This is a genomic window from Flavobacterium sp. SP2, assembly GCF_057626655.1.
Map to the genome: position 1 here is coordinate 1 of NZ_JBVHBT010000007.1, position 19,852 is coordinate 19,852.

At 33.1% G+C, this 19,852-nt stretch carries 16 protein-coding genes; 4 read left to right on the plus strand and 12 right to left on the minus strand.

The window, feature by feature from the left end:
* The 4 genes from ACZ098_RS13795 to ACZ098_RS13810 all read right to left on the minus strand — a co-directional run.
* On the minus strand, positions 1–1,713 hold a 1,713-nt coding region (locus tag ACZ098_RS13795), incomplete at its 3' end, for a fibronectin type III domain-containing protein (protein ID WP_487312344.1).
* Between the two features lie 80 nt (positions 1,714–1,793).
* Positions 1,794–2,654 carry a hypothetical protein gene (locus ACZ098_RS13800; RefSeq protein ID WP_487312345.1) on the minus strand — a complete coding sequence of 287 codons (861 nt, stop codon included), beginning with the start codon at positions 2,652–2,654 and terminating at the stop codon, positions 1,794–1,796.
* 9 nt (positions 2,655–2,663) lie between these two features.
* A complete protein-coding gene (gene kdsA / locus ACZ098_RS13805; protein ID WP_487312346.1) occupies positions 2,664–3,482 on the minus strand; it encodes a 3-deoxy-8-phosphooctulonate synthase in 819 nt (272 codons plus the stop codon).
* Positions 3,483–3,587: 105 nt separating this feature from the next.
* On the minus strand, positions 3,588–4,040 hold the full coding sequence (locus ACZ098_RS13810) for a 2-dehydro-3-deoxyphosphooctonate aldolase (RefSeq protein WP_487312347.1): 453 nt from the start codon (positions 4,038–4,040) through the stop codon (positions 3,588–3,590).
* 109 nt (positions 4,041–4,149) lie between these two features.
* Here ACZ098_RS13810 and ACZ098_RS13815 point away from each other — a divergent pair, with 109 nt between their 5' ends.
* From ACZ098_RS13815 to ACZ098_RS13825, 3 genes are read left to right on the plus strand one after another with little or no spacing between them, the layout of a single operon-like run.
* Positions 4,150–4,707 (plus strand): YeeE/YedE family protein, encoded by a 558-nt coding sequence (locus ACZ098_RS13815; protein WP_487312348.1) that lies wholly within the window; start codon positions 4,150–4,152, stop codon positions 4,705–4,707.
* A 2-nt stretch (positions 4,708–4,709) separates the two neighbouring features.
* Complete coding sequence (locus ACZ098_RS13820; RefSeq protein WP_487312349.1) at positions 4,710–5,123, plus strand: DUF6691 family protein; 414 nt, start codon at positions 4,710–4,712, stop codon at positions 5,121–5,123.
* Between the two features lie 44 nt (positions 5,124–5,167).
* A complete protein-coding gene (locus ACZ098_RS13825) occupies positions 5,168–5,590 on the plus strand; it encodes a lipocalin family protein (protein WP_487312350.1) in 423 nt (140 codons plus the stop codon).
* A 69-nt stretch (positions 5,591–5,659) separates the two neighbouring features.
* Here ACZ098_RS13825 and ACZ098_RS13830 read toward each other — a convergent pair whose 3' ends face one another.
* Positions 5,660–5,935 (minus strand): ATP-dependent Clp protease adaptor ClpS, encoded by a 276-nt coding sequence (locus ACZ098_RS13830; RefSeq protein ID WP_487312351.1) that lies wholly within the window; start codon positions 5,933–5,935, stop codon positions 5,660–5,662.
* A 28-nt stretch (positions 5,936–5,963) separates the two neighbouring features.
* Entirely contained in the window at positions 5,964–6,830 is an 867-nt protein-coding gene (gene prmA / locus ACZ098_RS13835; RefSeq protein ID WP_487312352.1) for a 50S ribosomal protein L11 methyltransferase, read from the minus strand.
* A 94-nt stretch (positions 6,831–6,924) separates the two neighbouring features.
* Between prmA and ACZ098_RS13840 the strand changes: the two genes are divergently transcribed.
* Positions 6,925–8,148 (plus strand): porin, encoded by a 1,224-nt coding sequence (locus tag ACZ098_RS13840; RefSeq protein ID WP_487312353.1) that lies wholly within the window; start codon positions 6,925–6,927, stop codon positions 8,146–8,148.
* 39 nt (positions 8,149–8,187) lie between these two features.
* Here ACZ098_RS13840 and ACZ098_RS13845 read toward each other — a convergent pair whose 3' ends face one another.
* The 6 genes from ACZ098_RS13845 to uvrA form a co-directional block, all read right to left on the minus strand.
* A complete protein-coding gene (locus tag ACZ098_RS13845; RefSeq protein ID WP_487312354.1) occupies positions 8,188–10,593 on the minus strand; it encodes an alpha-ketoacid dehydrogenase subunit alpha/beta in 2,406 nt (801 codons plus the stop codon).
* A 183-nt stretch (positions 10,594–10,776) separates the two neighbouring features.
* Positions 10,777–13,563 (minus strand): gluzincin family metallopeptidase, encoded by a 2,787-nt coding sequence (locus ACZ098_RS13850; protein WP_487312355.1) that lies wholly within the window; start codon positions 13,561–13,563, stop codon positions 10,777–10,779.
* Positions 13,560–14,447, minus strand: a complete 888-nt coding sequence (locus tag ACZ098_RS13855) for a hypothetical protein (protein WP_487312356.1) — start codon at positions 14,445–14,447, stop codon at positions 13,560–13,562. The genes ACZ098_RS13850 and ACZ098_RS13855 overlap by 4 nt, the downstream gene beginning before the upstream one ends.
* Positions 14,447–15,880, minus strand: coding sequence for an MBOAT family O-acyltransferase (locus ACZ098_RS13860; RefSeq protein ID WP_487312357.1), 1,434 nt, complete (start codon positions 15,878–15,880; stop codon positions 14,447–14,449). Before ACZ098_RS13860 ends, ACZ098_RS13855 begins: the two co-directional genes overlap by 1 nt.
* A 75-nt stretch (positions 15,881–15,955) precedes the next feature.
* Entirely contained in the window at positions 15,956–16,681 is a 726-nt protein-coding gene (locus ACZ098_RS13865) for an LOG family protein (RefSeq protein WP_487312358.1), read from the minus strand.
* A 57-nt stretch (positions 16,682–16,738) separates the two neighbouring features.
* Positions 16,739–19,570: an excinuclease ABC subunit UvrA gene (gene uvrA / locus ACZ098_RS13870; RefSeq protein ID WP_487312359.1), complete on the minus strand. Its 2,832-nt coding sequence runs from the start codon at positions 19,568–19,570 to the stop codon at positions 16,739–16,741.
* Positions 19,571–19,852 lie beyond the last annotated feature (282 nt).

The following is a 19,852-nucleotide window of genomic DNA, read 5'->3' on the forward strand; positions in this document are numbered from 1 at the left end:
TGATGTAAAAGTTACGGTAACGGCATCGCCTGGTGTAGTTGGGCAAATGGTTACTGTATTATCTACGTTGTTAGCATAATTAGCATTTGCTCCTCCTGGATCTGTGAAAGTTCCTCCACATACCGGTGGTGTTATTTGAGTAGTTGCTGTTGCTCCTACAGACCAATCGCTTGTTTCTGTTGGAGAACATACTGCTCTTACATAAAAATTATAACACGTATCAGCTGTCAATCCTGTATATACGAATGGATTTGTAGAGGCTGTTATAAATCCAGTAGATGCTGGTGTTGGTAATGGCGAACCACAAGGCAAAGCCAATACTTGCCATGTTGTAGCAACGCTACTGTTTGGATTAGGTAGTTGTGTCCACGCTAAATTTACCGTGGTAGCTGTGGCGCCTGAAGCAACAAGATTGGTTGGTTTGGTACATGTTGGAGGTGGTGCACAAGTTACATTGGCTATCCATCCTGGATTGTTTACCGAACCATCACTTCTAAATCTAAAAGTCAAACATCCGTCAGGACTTGTAGAGGTAAATGGACCTGGTATTACAGTTCCCCAATATCCTCCTGCTAATCCTCCAGGTACGTTTGCTGCTGGATTGGCACTTGCTATTTGTGGTGCAGTAATTGAGTTACCATTAAAAACGTATAAGGCATCCCAGTTTGCTTCTGTATTAAAAGCTGTAAAAGTAACGGTAACTTGATCGCCTGGTGTTGTAGGGCAAATAGTTACTGTTGAGTCGCTATTGTTGGCGTAGTTTGTAGTTGGACCAGCGGCATCAACAAAGTTACCTCCACAAACAGGCGGTGCTGTTGTTGTGGTAAAGTTAATTGGACCTGCCCATCCACTCGGATTTCCTGGAGCACAAACTGATCGTACAAAAAATTGATAATTTGTATTTGGTAATAAATTCGTTACAACATAAGGTAAAGCACCACTATATGGCACTCCAACTCCTGTTGGTACATTGGCTGCTGGTAAAACTTCAATTTCCCATGAAGTTACTCCTGGACTAGTCCAAGATAAACTTGCGCCATTAAAAGTAACTGCTGTAGCTGTTAAACCAGTTGGATTTAAACACTGCTGTATAATTTGAACATTGTCAATAAACCATCTGTCACCTCCTAAAGCTGGAGTAGGCTGAGCGAAAACTCTAACAAAAGCTACATATACTTGTTGTCCTGCAAAGGCATTCAAACTAACAACTTTCTCTTCATAAGTATTGAATGCTGTTGTAAGGGAAGTTTCCGTCCATTGTTGTATTAAGGTATAATCAGCAGGGTTAATTTGAGTTCCTGTAACAGGTGCTACTTTAATTTGAAAAATAGAACCTTGATCTCCGTTAGAACCTGTTCGTGTCCAAAATCGTAATTGACCATTAGTCGGAACGGTGATCAGTGGCGTTGCCAAGTAATCTTCTGAAGTGTTATTGGCATTGATATTCTCAACATCAATAAATGTAGAATTGGTTCCTGCATAAACATTGGCTGGTGCAGTTACAATATCCCAACGCTTGGTGAGTCCAATACCGTTATCAAATACTGCCCATTGATTTCCTGGTGTTCCAGATCCTAAAGTCCAATCCGTAGGAGTGGTTGGAGAAGGTAAATCTGGACCAATCGTATTTTCAAATCCTTCTAATGGCAATCCCTGAGAAAAGCCAAAAAATGAAAGAAATGAAAAAACTAATACTAAAGTAATTTTTTTCATAAATGTTAAAAATATAGTTTGGTTGATGTTAAATTGAAATAATGTTATCAAAAATAGAAAAAAAAAAGGAAAAAGTGTAATTATAATTTAAAAATTCCTCCTAAGGCTATTATTCTTTGAAGAAAAAAGAATTCTTGTTGCGCTGTATCAGTTGAATTTGCTGTAGTTCTAATGTCACTCATATTAATGTATCCGCCTTTTAATTCAGCTTGTAAAAAGAAATATTTAAAAAATGTAAAGTTTAATCCGACTTTGGCAGAAACTCCATATCCTGAGACATGAAAATCATCATGTCGCTCTTTTCCTAATAATTTTGCATTGGTTTTAGGAAATAAAATCCCAGCTCCAATCCCTTCAGTTAAATTTATCTGAAACTTATCAGTATTATAAATTTTGAAAAGTTTTGAAAAATCATCAACTCTTGAAAATTCAGTATGAACATAATTTAATCCATCTGTGTGTTCAAATGTTAGAAAATTTTCATCTGTAAAATTAACAGGTGTATTATTGTACGTACCATTATTGCTAGAACCAACTTCTGAAGTAGGAAGGTTTACTACTCCTGTTACATTAGCAGTTTGGTTTTGTTGCATTACATATTTCATGTGATCTACTCCAATTGCTATGTTGTAATGATCGTTGATATAATACCCCATACGAAAGTTAGTTTGCGGTATTGTCATTCTCGATGGATTTATATAATCTAAATGCCATCCTTTTGGCTTATCATTTGCTACAACATCATGAATTGTAAAGTCATAATTGGAACCTTTAAAATGAATATCAGATTTGGTAAAGCTCTCTCTATTTCCTCCCCAAAAAAAGAAAAATTTACCTTTATTGTGTGACGTAAACTTTTCTGAAACTATATTTTCTTGTGCTACAGCGAATTGAAAAGTGATTAAAAAAAGTATAGAATTAAAAGATGGTTTTATAGACATTATTTGAAGTTAAAATTGATTTATGGTTTTTCTAATTGCTACCAATTTGGTCATTAAATCTTCAAAGTAGTCAAGATGTAACATATTAGCCCCGTCACTTTTAGCATTTGCAGGATCAAAATGTGTTTCAATAAAAATTCCATCTACTCCAACAGCGATTCCAGCTTTGGCAACTGTTTCAATCATATCAGGTCTTCCACCAGTTACACCAGCAGTTTGATTTGGTTGTTGTAAAGAATGTGTTACGTCTAAAACAGTTGTAGCATAATTTTGCATTGTTGGAATTCCTCTAAAATCAACAATCATGTCTTGATATCCAAACATGGTACCTCTATCGGTAACCATTACTTTTTCATTATTGCAATCTAAAACTTTTTGAACTGCATGTTTCATGCTTTCTGGACTCATAAATTGTCCTTTTTTTAGATTGACAACTTTTCCTGTATTTGCTGCAGCAACTACTAAATCTGTTTGGCGAACTAAAAAAGCTGGAATTTGCAATACATCAACATATTCTGCAGCCATCGCAGCATCTTCATTTGTATGAATATCTGTAACCGTTGGTATGTGAAAAGTCTCAGAAACTTTTCTTAGAATTTTTAATGCTTTTTCATCTCCAATTCCAGAAAAGCTATCAATTCTTGAACGGTTTGCTTTTTTGAAAGAACCTTTAAATACGTAAGGAATTTGTAATTTATCAGTAATAGAAACTAATTTTTCGGCAATTTTTAAAGCCATTTCTTCACCTTCAATAGCACAAGGTCCGGCTAATAAGAAAAAATTTCCACTATCAATGTGCTTGATTTGTGGTATAGTATTTATGTTCATAATGATTATTTTTTTTGCTTCGCAAATATAATAAGAAAAACCTTCTAATGAATGTATTAGAAGGTTTAGTATTGTGTTAAAGTTACAACTTAAGTTATGTAAATGCTATTTTTTTATTAAAAAACCATTTGGACACATAATTTTACCTTTATCATAAATATTAAAGTACAAGATTACTTTCTTGTTTTTACCTTGAAAGGTTACTTCATGTAAATCAAGTATTCCGCCACCCATGACACTTCGTTTAGTTGGAAAAGGACAACAGCTCTCAGTTTTTATGTAGGTTAATTTTTCTCCATCCAATCCTGTTAATGCATTAAAAAAATAATCAATACTGCGAGATCCAAACTTCTCATTATCAAACCCAAGATTTATAGGATAGTCTTTGTCATAACCATATTTAGCATCTTTACTGTATTCTGTAATAACATAATGACCCTCTTTTATTGCTGGTCTTACAGCATTGTTATCAACATTTTTTAACGTAGATTTTACACTGCCACAGGAGAAAAATAGGAGAATTAAAGACGTAAAAATGAATAAATTTATTTTTTTCATGTTTGTTTAAATTATTGGTTAAAGATACTATTTTTCATTAAATAGTAAATAGTTGTTCAAATATCAAACCACTATTTCTATTTTTGTGAAAAATAATTAATAGGTAGTTATGAATTTTATATCTCAAACTTGGCATTGGTCTGTTTCTGGATTTTTAATAGGAATGGTAATGCTTTGCCTAATTTATTTCGGAAAAGTTTTCGGAATGTCGTCCAACCTTAGAAGTTTGTGTTCCATGACTGGTGTTGGACGTGCAGTCCCTTTTTTTGATTGGGATTGGAAGGCACAAAAATGGAATTTAATTGTTGTAATAGGAGCGATATTAGGAGGTTTTGTAGCATCACATTTTATGAGCGATATAACAAATGTTGCAATCAGCCCCAAAACAATTGAGAAATTAGCGCTTTTAGGAATTGATGAACCAAACGGAAAATTACTTCCAAATGCATTGTTTGCCAATTCAATTTTTGAATCGCCTAAAGTGATTTGTATTCTCTTGGTAGGTGGAATATTAATTGGTTTTGGTTCTCGTTATGCTGGTGGTTGTACTTCTGGTCATGCTATTTCAGGTTTAAGTAATTTACAAGTACCCTCTTTGAAAGCAGTTATTGGCTTTTTTATAGGTGGATTGTTAATGGCGCATTTTATTTTTCCTTTATTATTTTAATTATGAATTTATTTAAATATTTACTAGTAGGTTTTGTCTTCGGAATAGTATTAACTAAATCGGAAGCCGTTTCATGGTATCGAATTTATGAAATGTTTCAGTTTGATTCTTTTCATATGTACGGAATTATAATGGTAGCAATAGCAACTGGATTAATTGGTGTACAAATAATAAAAAGAAAAAATCTCAAGGACATCAATGGCTTGCCAATAGAGATTCAAGATAAGGAAAAAGGCACTTTTAGATATTGGATTGGTGGATTGTTTTTTGGACTTGGATGGGCTTTGGTTGGCGCTTGCCCAGGACCAATTTTTATTCTTTTAGGTTCCGGTTTTTTAAGTGTTGGAATTATTTTGATTGGAGCATTACTTGGAACTTTTATTTATGGAGTTTTGAAAGATAAGCTTCCTCATTAAATTTTTTTTGTATCATTGCAATCTAATCTAAATAACAAAACAAAATGAGAAAAATTACAAATTCAATTATTTTAATGCTTACACTATCATTTTTATTACCATCTTGTAGTAAAGACGATGACGGACCATCTACATCTGGAAACATTGTAGGAAAATGGGAATTTTTTAAAGAAGGTGAAAGAATTGGATCAACCGAAGAATTATTTTTGTACGAGCATCAAGCAGGTTGTGCTAAAGATAATATTACTTTCAATTCTGATAATACCTTTGATAGCGCAACTTATGATACAGGTTGTTCAGTATTCACTTCAAGTGGTGAATATGTAAAATCAGGGAATACCTTAACAACAAGTTTTGGTGAAGTTGAAATAAAACAACTAGATGGTTCAACTTTAAAAGTTTATGAAACTTATACAGAAGGAGGAGAAACATTTACAGACGTAACCGTTCTTAAAAGAGCAAATTAATTTTCTCTTACAAATAAAAAAATGCTCTAAACAATTACGTTTAGAGCATTTTTTATTATGAGTCATTTGTTAAATAATTTCTGCACTCAAACCTGCTTCTAGAAGCGAAGTACATTGTGGTTTTAATTCGTCAATATGACCAGTCTTTACGGTACATTTTCCTTTATAATGAACTAAAATAGCACATTGTTCAGCTTGTTCTGAAGTGTGTTTGCAAACTTGTATTAACGTTTCAATGACATGGTCAAATGTATTTACATCATCGTTAAAAAGAACAATTTCGTTATTTACCCCAACTTGTTCTAAAACAGAAACATCTTCTTGTATTTTTTCTATTGTACTCATTATTAATCGAATAAAATTGAACGCAAATTTAATTATTTTTTGTGTATTTCAATGAAACCCAATTGTTTCTTTCAAATTTTTTAACATACGTTAATCCATTTTCAACGCAACTTGCATTTATAAAAGGAATATCTTCTGTATAAAATCCGCTTAAAAGTAATACTCCGTTTGAGTTTAAACAATCGGTATAGGATTTCATATCATTTAAAAGTATATTTCGATTGATGTTGGCTATAATAAAATCATATTTTTTACCATCTAATATTGCTGCATCACCTTCATAAACTGTAATTTCTTTACAATTATTACGTTCTGCATTTTCAATAGAATTCAAATAACACCAATTGTCAATATCAATTGCGTCAATAGGTTTTGCGCCTTTCATTTCCGCCAAAATTGCCAAAATTGCTGTTCCGCATCCCATATCCAATGTTTTTTTATCGGTAACATCTGCTTCAAGCAAATGTTGAATCATCATGTGTGTAGTTTCATGATGACCTGTTCCAAAACTCATTTTTGGTTCGATTACAATGTCAAATTCCGCTTCAGTTTTTGGATGAAATGGCGCTCGAACATTACATTTTCCATCAACATCAATGGGTTCGAAATTTTTTTCCCATTCCTCATTCCAGTTTACTTGTTCGATTTCTTCAATTTCGTATGTTATTGTAAATTCCGATGAAGTTAGTATGTAAATATCTTCTAAAATATCTTCAGACCATAAATCTTTTTGAACAAAAGCAGATATTCCGTTATCAGTTTCTATAAAACTTTCAAAAGCTTTTTCACCCAATTCGGCAATAAGAATTTCTGAACACAATTGCTTCGCCTGTTCGCTTGAGCTCGGGTCAGTAGGTTCAATAATAAAATGGTAACCTAAATAGGCATTTGACATAATTTTTACTTTTTGCAAAGGTAATAATAGGATGCTTACCATTTTAAGTTCTCTGGAAAAAAATTACATTTGCAACCTAACTACATATCGATTCATGAAAAAAATTATTTTATTATTATTTCTTACTTGTGCTTGGACATTAAAAGCGCAGGTATCAATTAAACAAACTAAAACGGATAACGATTTAAAGCTTTCGGTTTTACCCTATTACAATTTTGGAAAAGGCATTGGAATGACTTCTCCGGATAGTATTTTTCAATTAAATATTCGATTCAGAATGCAAAATCGGGTAACCTATATAAAAAATGAAGATGAAAATGGAGGATATGACGGACAAATTAGACGTTTGCGATTGCGATTGGATGGTTATGTAGGAAATCCTAAATTTTTATATGCGTTGCAATTGTCTTTCGCTCCGGGTGATGTTGGAGAAATAAGAGAAGGTGAGAACATTAATATTATTAGAGATGCTGTGATTTTTTATCGTCCTAACAAAAATTTTAATATCAGTTTTGGTCAGACTAAATTACCAGGTAACCGACAACGTGTGAATTCCTCTGGCGGTTTACAATTAACAGATCGAACGATTAATAATGCCAAATTTACTATTGATAGAGATTTTGGATTTCAAGTACATAATTTAAACGAGTACAAAGATCAATTTTCATACAATTTTAAAACGGCAATTTCCACGGGAGAAGGACGAAATAGTACTGAAAAAGCGGATGATGGAGTAGCAGTTACAGGTAAAGTGGAGTTGTTTCCGTTTGGAGCTTTTACCAAAGATGGTACTTATTTTGAAGGCGATATTGTACGAGAGAAAAAACCAAAAGTCATGTTTTCTGGTGCATTTCAGCAAAACAATCATGCTAGACGAACGCAAGGACAACTTGGAAACGATTTGTTTGAAACAAGAACTATGAAATCAGTTTTGTTGGATGCTATGATCAAATATAATGGTTGGGCAGCCATGTCTAGTTTTATGTCAAGAACCACTACTGAAAATGCAATAACCTTCAATCCTGATGATACGTTACAAAGTAATTATGTATTTGTTGGTAACGGCTTTGATTATCAACTGAGTTATAATTTTATTTCTAATTACGAAATAATTGGGAGATATTCGCTTCAAAATGTTGGAAAAGATATCGAGAATTTAGCTCCTAAAACGAAGCAGTACAGCTTGGGTTTAACCAAATACATTTGGGAACACGCATTTAAAGTTCAAGGCGAAGTAACTTATGATTCTTTAAATTATATTGATGGCACAACGAAAAACAATTGGTATTTGAGATTTCAAGTCGAAATTGGGATTTAATAAAAAAGGCTTTTCAGATTTTGAAAAGCCTTTTTTGTTTTAGTATAAATTTTTATACTTTTCAGGATGCACTTCATTCATAATTGAATATACTTTTTCATAAATATCTTCTACAGATGGTTTAGAAAAATAATCTCCATCAGTTCCATAAGCTGGTCGGTGTGCTTTGGCAGCTAAAGTTTGTGGCGCACTGTCTAACTGTTTGTAACCATTTTGAACCTCAATAATTTGTTGCAAGATAAACGCGCTAGCACCACCTGGAACATCTTCATCAATAACAAGAAGACGGTTGGTTTTAGCAATACTCTTAACAATATCTTGATTAATATCAAATGGTAACAGCGATTGAATGTCTATAATTTCACAATCGATACCAATTTCTAAAAGTTCTTTTGTAGCTTGTTCTACCAGCCTTAGTGTTGAACCATAAGAAACCAACGTGATGTCTTTTCCTTCTTTTATAGTTTCTACAACACCAATTGGAGTTTTGAATTCACCAAGATTTGTGGGCATTTTTTCTTTCAATCGGTAGCCATTCAAACATTCAATTACCAATGCTGGTTCGTCTGTTTGCAATAACGTATTATAAAATCCTGCTGCTTTAGTCATATTTCTTGGAACTAAAACATGAATACCACGAATAGCATTTATAATCATTCCCATTGGCGAACCTGAATGCCAAACACCTTCTAAACGATGTCCACGAGTTCTAATAATTACTGGAGCTTTTTGTCTACCAGCAGTTCGGTATTGTAAGGTTGCCAAATCGTCGCTCATAATTTGAATGGCGTAAAGCAAGTAATCTAGATATTGTATTTCAGCTATTGGACGTAATCCTCGCATTGCCATTCCTATTCCTTGACCAAGAATAGTTGCTTCGCGAATTCCTACATCGGAAACACGCAATTCACCATATTTTTCTTGCATACCTTCTAAACCTTGATTAACATCACCAATGTTTCCGGCATCTTCACCAAATACTAAAGTTTCTGGATATTTAGAAAAAATCGCATCAAAATTATCTCTTAGAACCAAGCGTGCATCAACATCCTCGGCATTGTCATCATAGGTTGGTTTTACCTCACTTGCTGAAAATACATTAGTTTCTGATTCTGAAAATAAATGAGAACTAAATTTCGGTTGAATTGTATTGGTATAATTTGTGATCCAATTGGCAAGTTGTGGTTTCGTATCTTCCGAAACAATGATTCGAAGGACTTTACGAGCTGCGGTTAAAATTTCTTTTCGAATTGGCTCTTTAGTTGCAGCTAAATCATTTGCAATTTTTTCAATAAAAATTTTATTTTCACTCTGTGAAGCAATTGAATTTAATAGTTGTACTAATTCTTTTTGCTCTTCTTTGGTCGGATTTGTAAAAGCTTGCCAAGCGGCTTTTTTCCCTTCAAGAACTTCTTTTTTCGCTTGATTATCAATCGAATCTAGTTCTTCGGCAGAAGCCAAGTTGTTTTCGATTAACCATTTTCGCATTTGGTTTAAACAATCAAATTCGGTTTCCCAAGCAAGTCGTTCTTCATTTTTATAGCGCTCATGACTTCCAGAAGTTGAATGTCCTTGCGGTTGTGTTAGTTCACGAACGTGTATTAAAACAGGAACATGTTCTTCACGAGCAATAACCGCAGCTTTTTCATATGTTGCAATCAAAGTTGGATAATCCCAACCGTTTACAGTAAAAATTTCGTATCCTTTATTGTCTTCATCACGTTGAAATCCTTTTAAGATTTCAGATATATTTTCCTTTGTAGTTTGATGTCTAGCATGAACTGAAATTCCATATTCATCGTCCCAAACGCTCATTACCATTGGAACTTGTAATACGCCTGCAGCATTTATTGTTTCAAAAAACAATCCTTCTGATGTAGAGGCATTTCCAATTGTTCCCCAAGCAATTTCGTTCCCTTTTATAGAAAAATTGGTTTTATCTTCTAAACCTTTTACATTTCTAAAAATTTTAGAAGCTTGTGCTAAACCTAATAATCGAGGCATTTGTCCTGCCGTTGGAGAAATATCTGCACTTGAATTTTTTTGTTGAGTTAAATTATTCCAATTTCCTTTTTCGTCAAGCGAATGTGTAGCAAAATGTCCGCCCATTTGTCGGCCGGCACTCATTGGATCAAAATTCAAATCGGTATGACCGTACAAACCGGCAAAAAACTGTTCGATATTTAAAGCGCCAATAGCCATCATAAAGGTTTGGTCGCGGTAATATCCTGATCGAAAATCACCGTTTTTGAAAGCTTTAGCCATCGCCAATTGTGGTATTTCTTTTCCGTCGCCAAAAATTCCAAATTTAGCTTTTCCAGTAAGTACTTCACGTCTTCCCAGAAGGCTACATTCCCGACTTGTAGAGGCAATCTTGTAGTCGTTTAGCACTTCGGCTTTGAAATCTTCAAAAGTAATTTCAACTTTGTTTTGTGTTTCAGTCATAATTGAAAAGAATTCTTTAAAAAACAAATTTAATAAAAAACGATTCCAATTGCAAATCTTTGCAGAAAATTAAATTAAATTATTAATAATTATTGAATGCAATTATTTAAATAAAATAAATTATTAATAGTAAAAAGGCATAATATTGAGTTATTTGTTAAAAATAGAAGATTAAGTGAGCACTTAAAACCATTTTCTTGTAAAAAGATTAATTAAGGTTTGCGGACTAAAGGTAACAATAAATCGTATTTTTTGACCATAATTAGGTTGCGAAATTTCCCAACCATTATTGGAATGAACAGGAAAATAAAGTTCGAAATAGTCGGTTACTAAGTTCAATCGAATACCACTATCGTAGACGAATTGTTCTTGAGAACCTTTATTTTTAATAATTCCAATGTCACCATATGCTTCAATCCAATTCCAAATATTAACTCCAGCATTGAGTGTTGTAATGTATTGATTGGCAAAACGATTGTCTAAAATTGATTTAAATCCGCCTTCAGCAATAATTATTTGTTGGCTAAACAAACCAGAGTTTTCAGATCTACCAAGGTATTTGTAATCAAATAAATAATCGGTTGGTCGATCCAATCCGAAGCTGAAAAAATCAGAATTTGTTTTATTGTATAAAAATGTTCCTGCATACAACCTTAAATTGATGCGACGGTTGTTGTTGAATAGCTTGCGATACTCTATTTCGGCTGCAATTTTTCCAAATTTACTTGCTGCTTGAAAATCTCCAGAAAAATTTAAATGATTGGTTAACTCGGTTTTGGTGTTAAAATATTTTGCATTAAAAACAGAATAATTTTCGGTTTCACTGGTTACAAAAGCCGATTTTTCTTGATTTACAATTACTTGTCTAAATAGAAGTGATTGTTTCCGATTGTCTCTTAAATTTTCGGGTCTAAATCGTAGTAAAATTGTCGGATTAAATCGTGTATAAATGGCATCTGGCGCGTAATGAAATAGTGATGAAGTTAAAGAATACCGAATGTTATACAATCTACTCTCGCGATAATTTTGATTTACAGCAATCGAAGCCGATCCAGATAGCGATTGCGTATTGGACGAGTAGGATGGATTGAAATCGAAATTAAACGGCTTGTCTAAAATAGTTTTGTTGTGAAAGCGCATCCCAATAAGTAAACCGTCATAAATATTAAATTCGAGCGAAGGAACATACAATATTTGATTGTAATAAGGATCTTCTAAATCTTTCATAAAGTTAAACTTGACCGGTTTATTACTTATTCTGAATGGTTTTAGCGATTGCCAATTGTTACGAAGATTAAATTCGGGTACTTCATTTTTATAATTTATGACAATTTTGTCGGCACCATTTCTCGCAATGGCATAAACGCTGTCTTTTTTAACTTGATCTATCCATATTTTGGACACTACATTTTTGCCCTTAATTCCGTAAATTGAAATAGGAACATTTACTTCGGTCTTATTATTTAATGAAAATAAAACAGTGTCTTTGGTTTTGGTAAATTTGTCAAATTTGTAATCTATAATGTCTTTAGAATCAATAATAGTTTTGAAGTACCAATCTATATTTTTGGTAGCATTTTGGGTGATTATCTTTTCAAAATCTGTCCTAGACGTTTGCTTTTGTTTGTTTAATTCATAAAATGATTGGATACTTTTTGATACACTATTTTTTTCTAAATAATTATCGAGGTATTTCAAACTCAATCCAGCACGGTATTTAGAGGCAATTTTTTCATTAAATTTAATCAAAGAACTTTTAGAATCGCCAAGTGGTTGATCTAAATTTTTTCGAGCCATCAACATATAAAAATAGCTGTATTGCTCATTAAAATCTAACGAAACCAAGTTGTATCCACGAAGCAGTTTTATTTTAGAAACATTACCCATCATTTTTTCGTTGGGATAATATTCGTCAATGTATTTCATCATGGTATATATTTGAATTCCGTCAAGAATCCAATTGTCTTTTCGATTATCTATTTGTAAAGTATTTTTTAAATAGTTGTTCAAATAGGTTTTCAAAAATTTTATTTCATAAATAAATTCATCCGAAAAAGGACTGATAAAACTTGGTAATTGATTTAAACCATAAAACGGATTTTTTTCATAATCAGTCTGCGAAACCGTAATTTTTTTAAATGGAAAACTACCTATATTTTGGCTAACATATTTGGTGACTTTGTCAATTAGCAACGACTTTTGTATGTCTGAAAGTTTGGTATCTTTAATATTCGATAGTACTTCAATTTCATCATTTTTAAAATGTACAAAAGAGGATTTGGGTTCGAGATAAATGCTAAAATTCAATCGATTTTTACCTGAAAAAACGCCATCAGAAACTTCGTCTAAATCGGTTGCTATTTTATAATTAACACTATTTTTAAATTCAATTTCATAGTCCGATAAGGCATTCGCTTCATCATCTAAATTGGCATTGCTGTATTTTACAAACCCTCCATTTTCATAGCGAGCAGGAATTAAAAACCAGTTCTTTAAATAAATGTTTCCATTGATATCATACCCATATTTTGTAAATTTTTCACTTGGAATTTTTATAAAATAGGATATATTCAGAACCAATTTTTGCTGTGGTAGCAGTTTGTTTTTTAATCGAATTGCGATTAGATCCAGATGATTAGGCAACCGTTCACAGTTTAAAAATGTTTTATCGTTTTCAAAAACCGTAACATTATTGGTAAAACCTCGTTCTTTCTCTGGTGCTAAATGAAAATTACGAACAAATTCATCAGAAAATCGTTTTCCTAAAGGCGAATTTTTATCGGAATAAGCGTGGTTCCAATCGTTTAAAATTAGTATTGATAAAGTGTCGTTGGATTGATTATAATAAGTTAATTCCTGAAAGACATTAAGAATTTTAGTTTCTGAATTCAATTCAACTGTCAATTTGGATTGATGTTGCGCAACAACATTTAATGCGAATAAAAACAGTAGGTAAACTAATTTTTTCAATTCTTTTTAGGTTTAAAATAAGCGTCAAAAACTACTTTCGTAAATTTTATTGCTCCAGCTTTGTTCATGTGACCGCAACTTGCAAAATACTTGTCTTCGGTAACAGCATCTTCAAAATTACGTATTTCAGGATAAACTAGTTTTATTTGTTTGAAATAAGCTCTGTTAATTGTATTTGAACATATTGGAGTTGTGATTGCAATCAAATTTATATTATTTTTTCGACAGATATTCTTAATTTCGTCATAAGATTTATTCCTTTTCGGCCTGTATTTAGTTAAATCGGCAGGAATTAGTGGGTTTTGATTAGTTGTAAGAGGATAAAATCCGTCATTATCCAAAGCATTTGTTTTTTTGTGAATTGCCGTTTGATACATTTCTCTAAAACCAATTCGAGCATCATAATTCATATAGCGATAAAACGGAATATACAGTAACTCATTGTACTCCTCAATGTTTTTGTAATGATTTCGGATAGTTTCCGATTGATGAATGTAGGGCATAAACAATGAACGAATGGCTTCCGAATGATCGTTGGTATTGATGTTTAAATCGACTTGAAGAATTAGATTTTTGATTTTGTAATTGCGTTCCACCATTAGTTTTAACATCAATGCCGATTCTTCTAATCGTGAACGAGTCAATCCGAAATTGAACGTTTTATAACCGTTTTCTTTAAATATTTGTGGAACAAAATGATTATTAACTCGTGACGAACCCAAGAAAACTACATCATAATTTTGGTCTTTAGAATTGTATAAATAATCAATCTTTGTTCGTTCGTTGGATTGCTTGTAAACCAAAGTATACAATGCGTCAAGAAGTACCAAAGTCAGAAGCAAAAGCACTAAAATTTTTCCGATAAATTGTACAAATTGCTTCATTAGAATTGGAAATAAATAAATTCTTTGTAATCTGAAAAAACGCCTAAAGCTAAAATTGCTGCTAAACAAAGTCCTAACTTTAACCAACTGTATTTACCCGAAATAGGTTCGATTTTCTTACGGTTGTTCCATTCAACAATGGCGAAAATAACAACCATCGAAATTAACTCATAATTGTATCGTTCAATACTAAAATATTGCGTTGAAAAATCGAGGTTTTCAAACATTCTTTTGATGTAACTTATGGCGTCGTGAATGGTTTTGGATCTAAAAAATATCCAAGCAAAACACGTAATTGAAAATGTCATTAAAATGTTTACTATCGTTCGAATCGATTCAAAATTAAATCCTAACGAAAAATCATCTACATTTTTTCTGTTTCGGTTTAACACCAAAAGTGGAAGAAAATACAAAGCGTTTATGAAACCCCAAGCCACATAAGTTAAGTTGGCGCCATGCCAAAATCCGCTTACTATAAAGATGATGAACGTGTTTCTAATTTGGAACAATTTAGTTCCCTTGCTACCGCCAAGCGGAATGTATAAATAATCACGAAACCATGACGATAGTGAAATGTGCCAACGTCGCCAAAACTCGGCAATGTCTCTTGAAAAATAAGGATAATTGAAGTTTTTCAGTAAATCAATTCCGAATAATTTGGAGGTTCCCAAGGCAATATCCGAATAGCCAGAAAAATCTCCATAGATTTGAAATGCAAAATAAATTGCACCCAAAACTAACGATAACGAATTCATTGTCGGATAATGATTAAAAATTTCATTGGCATAAACAGCGCAGGAATCGGCAATGACAACTTTCTTTACCAAACCCCAAATTATTTGGTAAATTCCTTCTTTGGCTTTGTCAAAATTAAACTCTCTTTTGACTTTGACTTGTGGTAAAAGATGCGTTGCACGTTCAATTGGGCCAGCAACTAACAATGGAAAATAGCTTACAAACAGCGAATAATCAATGAAGTTTTTCTCCGATTTGATGCGTTTGTAATAAATGTCGATGATGTATGATAACCCGTGAAAGGTGTAAAATGATATTCCGACTGGCAGAATTAATTTCAATAGAATCGGACTTGCTGCAATTCCAAACGATTGTAACAATTCGGCAAACGATGAAGCGAAAAAGTTGTAGTATTTAAAAATGCCAAGAAATCCTAAATTGATAGAAATGCACAGCCAAAGCCACATTTTTCTGAGTTTGTCATTACTACTGTTTTCAATTTGAATGGCCGAAAAATAATCTAATAAAGTTGAAAAAACCAATAGAAATAAAAACCGCCAATCCCAACAGGAGTAGAAATAATAACTCGCTGCAATCAGTAAATAGTTTTGATAACTTCTTGATTTATTGAATACAAACCAATACAAAATAAAAACTACAGGTAGAAAAATAGCGAAATGGAAGGAGTTGAAAAACATCTTTTTGAAGATAAATAACCACAAAAGACACAAAAGTCATCAATTTTCTTTTGTGTCTTTTGTGGTTTAAACAAATTAAAAGTTCGGACTCAAATTGTATTTTTTGTAGAAATTATCCAAAGCTTCAACGACTTCATCTTCGTTATCTACAATTTTTATAAGATTCAAATCTTCAATATTGGCATTTTTATTTTCTTCAATCATCACATTTTTAATCCAATCCATAAGACCAGACCAATAACTTGTACCGACCAATATAATTGGAAACTTTCCGATTTTTTTAGTTTGAATCAAAGTAATGGCCTCAAACATTTCGTCTAAAGTTCCAAATCCACCAGGCATTACTACAAATCCTTGAGAATATTTGATAAACATGACTTTACGAACAAAAAAGTAATCGAAATTTAAGTTTTTATCTTTATCTATGTACGGATTATAATGTTGTTCAAACGGCAATTCAATGTTCAAACCGACTGATGTTCCACCACCGGTGTGCGCACCTTTGTTTCCTGCTTCCATAATTCCTGGTCCGCCACCAGTAATTACACCATAACCAGCTTTACTGATTTTGAATGCAATTTTTTCTGCCAACAAGTAATATTTATTATCAGGTTTGGTTCGTGCCGATCCGAAAATAGAAACGCAAGGTCCAATTCTAGCCATTGATTCGTAACCATTTACGAACTCTGACATGATTTTGAAAATCGCCCATGAGTCGTTACTTCGTATTTCGTTCCAAGTTTTTTGTTGTAATTTATCTTTTATTAAATCGTCTTCGTTTGCAAATTCTTCAAATTTCATAATCTATCTCTATAATTTTTTACTTAATCTTATTATATCTGTGCTAAAAAAAGCGTGCTAAAGTAACTCTTTTTTCAAAAACTGCGCCGTATAACTTTTCTTATTCTTCACAATTTCCTCAGGAGTTCCTTTACAGATAATTTCTCCACCACCTTTTCCGCCTTCCAAACCAACGTCAATAATGTAATCGGAAAGTTTAATTACATCAAGATTGTGTTCAATTATTAATACGGTATTCCCTTTATCAACCAATCTATTTATTACGTCCATCAAAACCCGAATGTCTTCAAAATGCAAACCAGTTGTAGGTTCATCCATGATGTAAAACGTGTTTCCAGTATCTTTTTTAGACAATTCTGCCGATAATTTTATACGTTGCGCTTCACCACCAGAAAGTGTTGTACTTTGTTGACCAAGCGTGATGTAGCCCAATCCAACATCTTGTAAAGTCTGTACTTTTCGCTGAATTTTAGGAATGTTTTCAAAAAACGGAACCGCTTCATCAATCGTCATATTTAAAATATCTGAAATTGATTTTCCTTTGAATCGAATTTCCAAAGTTTCACGGTTAAAACGCTTTCCAAGACACGTTTCACATTCTACATAAACATCAGGTAAGAAACTCATTTCTATTGTTCTAACTCCAGAACCTTCGCAAGTTTCGCATCGTCCGCCTTTCACATTAAAACTAAAACGCCCAGCTTTGTAACCACGAATCATCGCTTCTGGTGTCATGGTGAACAGGTTTCTGACTTCGCTAAAAATATCAGTGTACGTTGCTGGATTAGAACGTGGAGTTCGTCCAATCGGACTTTGATCAATGTCAATTACTTTGTCTATATGTTCCAAACCTTCAATTTTTTTGTAAGGTTGTGGTTTTTTTACGCCGTTGTAAATGTGTGCGTTCAAAATAGGGTAGAGCGTTTCGTTAATCAACGTTGATTTTCCGCTTCCAGAGACGCCAGTTACACATATTAGTTTTCCTAATGGAAATTCAACCGAAACATTTTTAAGATTATTACCACTTGCACCAGATAATTTTATCGATTTTCCATTGCCTTCGCGACGTTTTTTTGGAATGTCAAATTTCATCGTGCCGTTCATATATTGAGCCGTAATTGTGTTTTCTTTCAACAACTCTTTTGGCGTTCCTTTACTGATGATATTTCCACCATATTTCCCAGCTTTCGGTCCAATATCAATAACATAATCGGCTTCTTCAATCATGTCTTTGTCATGTTCTACAACCAAAACGGAATTTCCAATATCTCGAAGATTTTTCAAGGAATTAATTAATCGTTCGTTGTCACGCTGATGCAATCCGATACTTGGTTCGTCTAAAATGTAAAGAACACCAACTAATTGTGAACCGATTTGTGTTGCCAAACGAATGCGCTGCGCTTCACCGCCAGAAAGTGATTTAGAACTTCGATTCAATGACAAATAGCTTAGCCCAACATCCATTAGAAATTTTAATCGATCATTGATTTCTTTTAAAATTTCTGTTGCAATTGTAGTTTGTTTGTCAGATAATTTCGATGGTAATGCTTGGAACCAAACCGTCAATTCTGAAATATCCATAGCCGATAATTCAGCAATATTTTGATTGTCAATTTTAAAGAAAAGTGATTCTTTTTTCAATCGTGATCCATGACAAACCGGACATAGAATTTCGTCCATAAATTCTTTTGCCCAACGTTTTATAGAATTGGAGCCACTTTCGTCAAATTGATTTTTGATGAATTTTGAAATACCTTCAAATTCAATTTTATATTCTTTAGTAACGCCAGCAGTTTTTGAAACTACCGAAAATTTTTCGTTTCCACCGTTCAAAATCATTTCCATGGCTTCATCCGAAATTGATTCGATGGAATCCGTCAATTTGAAACCGTATTTTTCTCCAATAATTTCCAATTGCTTGAACATCCACGACGATTTATATTCGCCAAGAGGAGCAAATCCACCTTTATTGATGGACAATTTGGGATTTGGAATAATTTTTTTTCTGTTGATTTCGTTTACAATTCCCAGACCATTACAATGTTCGCATGCACCTTTTGGCGAATTGAACGAGAACAAATTGGGTTCAGGATTTTGATAAGAAATTCCAGTTGTTGGACACATCAAAGTTCTACTGAAAAACCGAACGTCATCGCTTTCATGCTCAATAACCATCATCACATTTTCACCGTGATACATTGCTGTTTTGATGCTTTCGGATAATCTTTTATCAGTATCTTCGTCGTCTTCAACCTGTAATCTGTCAATTACAATTTCGATATCGTGTGTTTTGTAACGATCCAATTTCATTCCGGTTGTGATGTCGGTAATTTTTCCATTTACACGCACTTTTACAAAACCTTGTTTGGCAATTTGTTGGAATAATTCAGCATAATGACCTTTTCTAGCACGAATAATTGGCGCTAAAACATTGATTCGTTTGCCAGTAAAATTCTCTTTAATCAAGTCTTTTATCTGATCGTCAGAATACGAAACCATTTTTTCGCCAGTGTTGTAACTGTAAGCGTCAGCGGCACGAGCATAAAGTAAACGCAGGAAATCATAAATTTCAGTAATGGTTCCAACGGTAGAACGTGGCGATTTGCTTGTTGTTTTTTGTTCGATAGCAATTACTGGAGAAAGTCCGTCAATTTTATCAACATCAGGACGTTCTAGTCCGCCAAGAAACTGACGTGCATAGGCCGAAAAAGTTTCAATATAACGACGCTGACCTTCGGCATAAATCGTATCGAAAGCCAAAGAAGATTTTCCTGAGCCAGAAAGTCCAGTAATGACGACCAGTTTTTCTCTCGGAATGGAAATGTCTATATTTTTAAGATTATGAACGCGAGCGCCAATAACTTCAATCGTATTATCGTTTTCTAACATTTAATTTGTTGTATAATGTGAAAGCACGGCTGTTTTATTTGAAAGAAATATGCCAAACGCAAAAGTACAATTTTACACTCGAAATTCAGTTAGTCAGATTAGAAGAATTTGTTAAAGATTTTAGACTAAAATTTGTTTTAGTTTTTTTCAAAAGATGTTTGCGGTTTCTCTATTTTTTGAAAGGTCAATTCGTGTACAATTGTATGTAAAGAGTATTTTTTTACGGTAATATGTAACATTGCAAGTAAAACCTTAAACCATTTTTAAAGGCTATTATTTCTT

What these genes read in the sequence shown, in the direction of transcription:
- ACZ098_RS13825 (WP_487312350.1), top strand. Translation starts at nt 5,168, where the DNA reads ATGAGAAAAATTACAAATTCAATTATTTTAATGCTTACACTATCATTT.
- ACZ098_RS13830 (WP_487312351.1), bottom strand. Translation starts at nt 5,935, where the DNA reads ATGAGTACAATAGAAAAAATACAAGAAGATGTTTCTGTTTTAGAACAA.
- ACZ098_RS13845 (WP_487312354.1), bottom strand. Translation starts at nt 10,593, where the DNA reads ATGACTGAAACACAAAACAAAGTTGAAATTACTTTTGAAGATTTCAAA.
- ACZ098_RS13865 (WP_487312358.1), bottom strand. Translation starts at nt 16,681, where the DNA reads ATGAAATTTGAAGAATTTGCAAACGAAGACGATTTAATAAAAGATAAA.
- uvrA (WP_487312359.1), bottom strand. Translation starts at nt 19,570, where the DNA reads ATGTTAGAAAACGATAATACGATTGAAGTTATTGGCGCTCGCGTTCAT.
- ACZ098_RS13810 (WP_487312347.1), bottom strand. Translation starts at nt 4,040, where the DNA reads ATGAAAAAAATAAATTTATTCATTTTTACGTCTTTAATTCTCCTATTT.
- ACZ098_RS13860 (WP_487312357.1), bottom strand. Translation starts at nt 15,880, where the DNA reads ATGTTTTTCAACTCCTTCCATTTCGCTATTTTTCTACCTGTAGTTTTT.
- ACZ098_RS13800 (WP_487312345.1), bottom strand. Translation starts at nt 2,654, where the DNA reads ATGTCTATAAAACCATCTTTTAATTCTATACTTTTTTTAATCACTTTT.
- kdsA (WP_487312346.1), bottom strand. Translation starts at nt 3,482, where the DNA reads ATGAACATAAATACTATACCACAAATCAAGCACATTGATAGTGGAAAT.
- ACZ098_RS13840 (WP_487312353.1), top strand. Translation starts at nt 6,925, where the DNA reads ATGAAAAAAATTATTTTATTATTATTTCTTACTTGTGCTTGGACATTA.
- ACZ098_RS13820 (WP_487312349.1), top strand. Translation starts at nt 4,710, where the DNA reads ATGAATTTATTTAAATATTTACTAGTAGGTTTTGTCTTCGGAATAGTA.
- ACZ098_RS13815 (WP_487312348.1), top strand. Translation starts at nt 4,150, where the DNA reads ATGAATTTTATATCTCAAACTTGGCATTGGTCTGTTTCTGGATTTTTA.
- ACZ098_RS13855 (WP_487312356.1), bottom strand. Translation starts at nt 14,447, where the DNA reads ATGAAGCAATTTGTACAATTTATCGGAAAAATTTTAGTGCTTTTGCTT.
- prmA (WP_487312352.1), bottom strand. Translation starts at nt 6,830, where the DNA reads ATGTCAAATGCCTATTTAGGTTACCATTTTATTATTGAACCTACTGAC.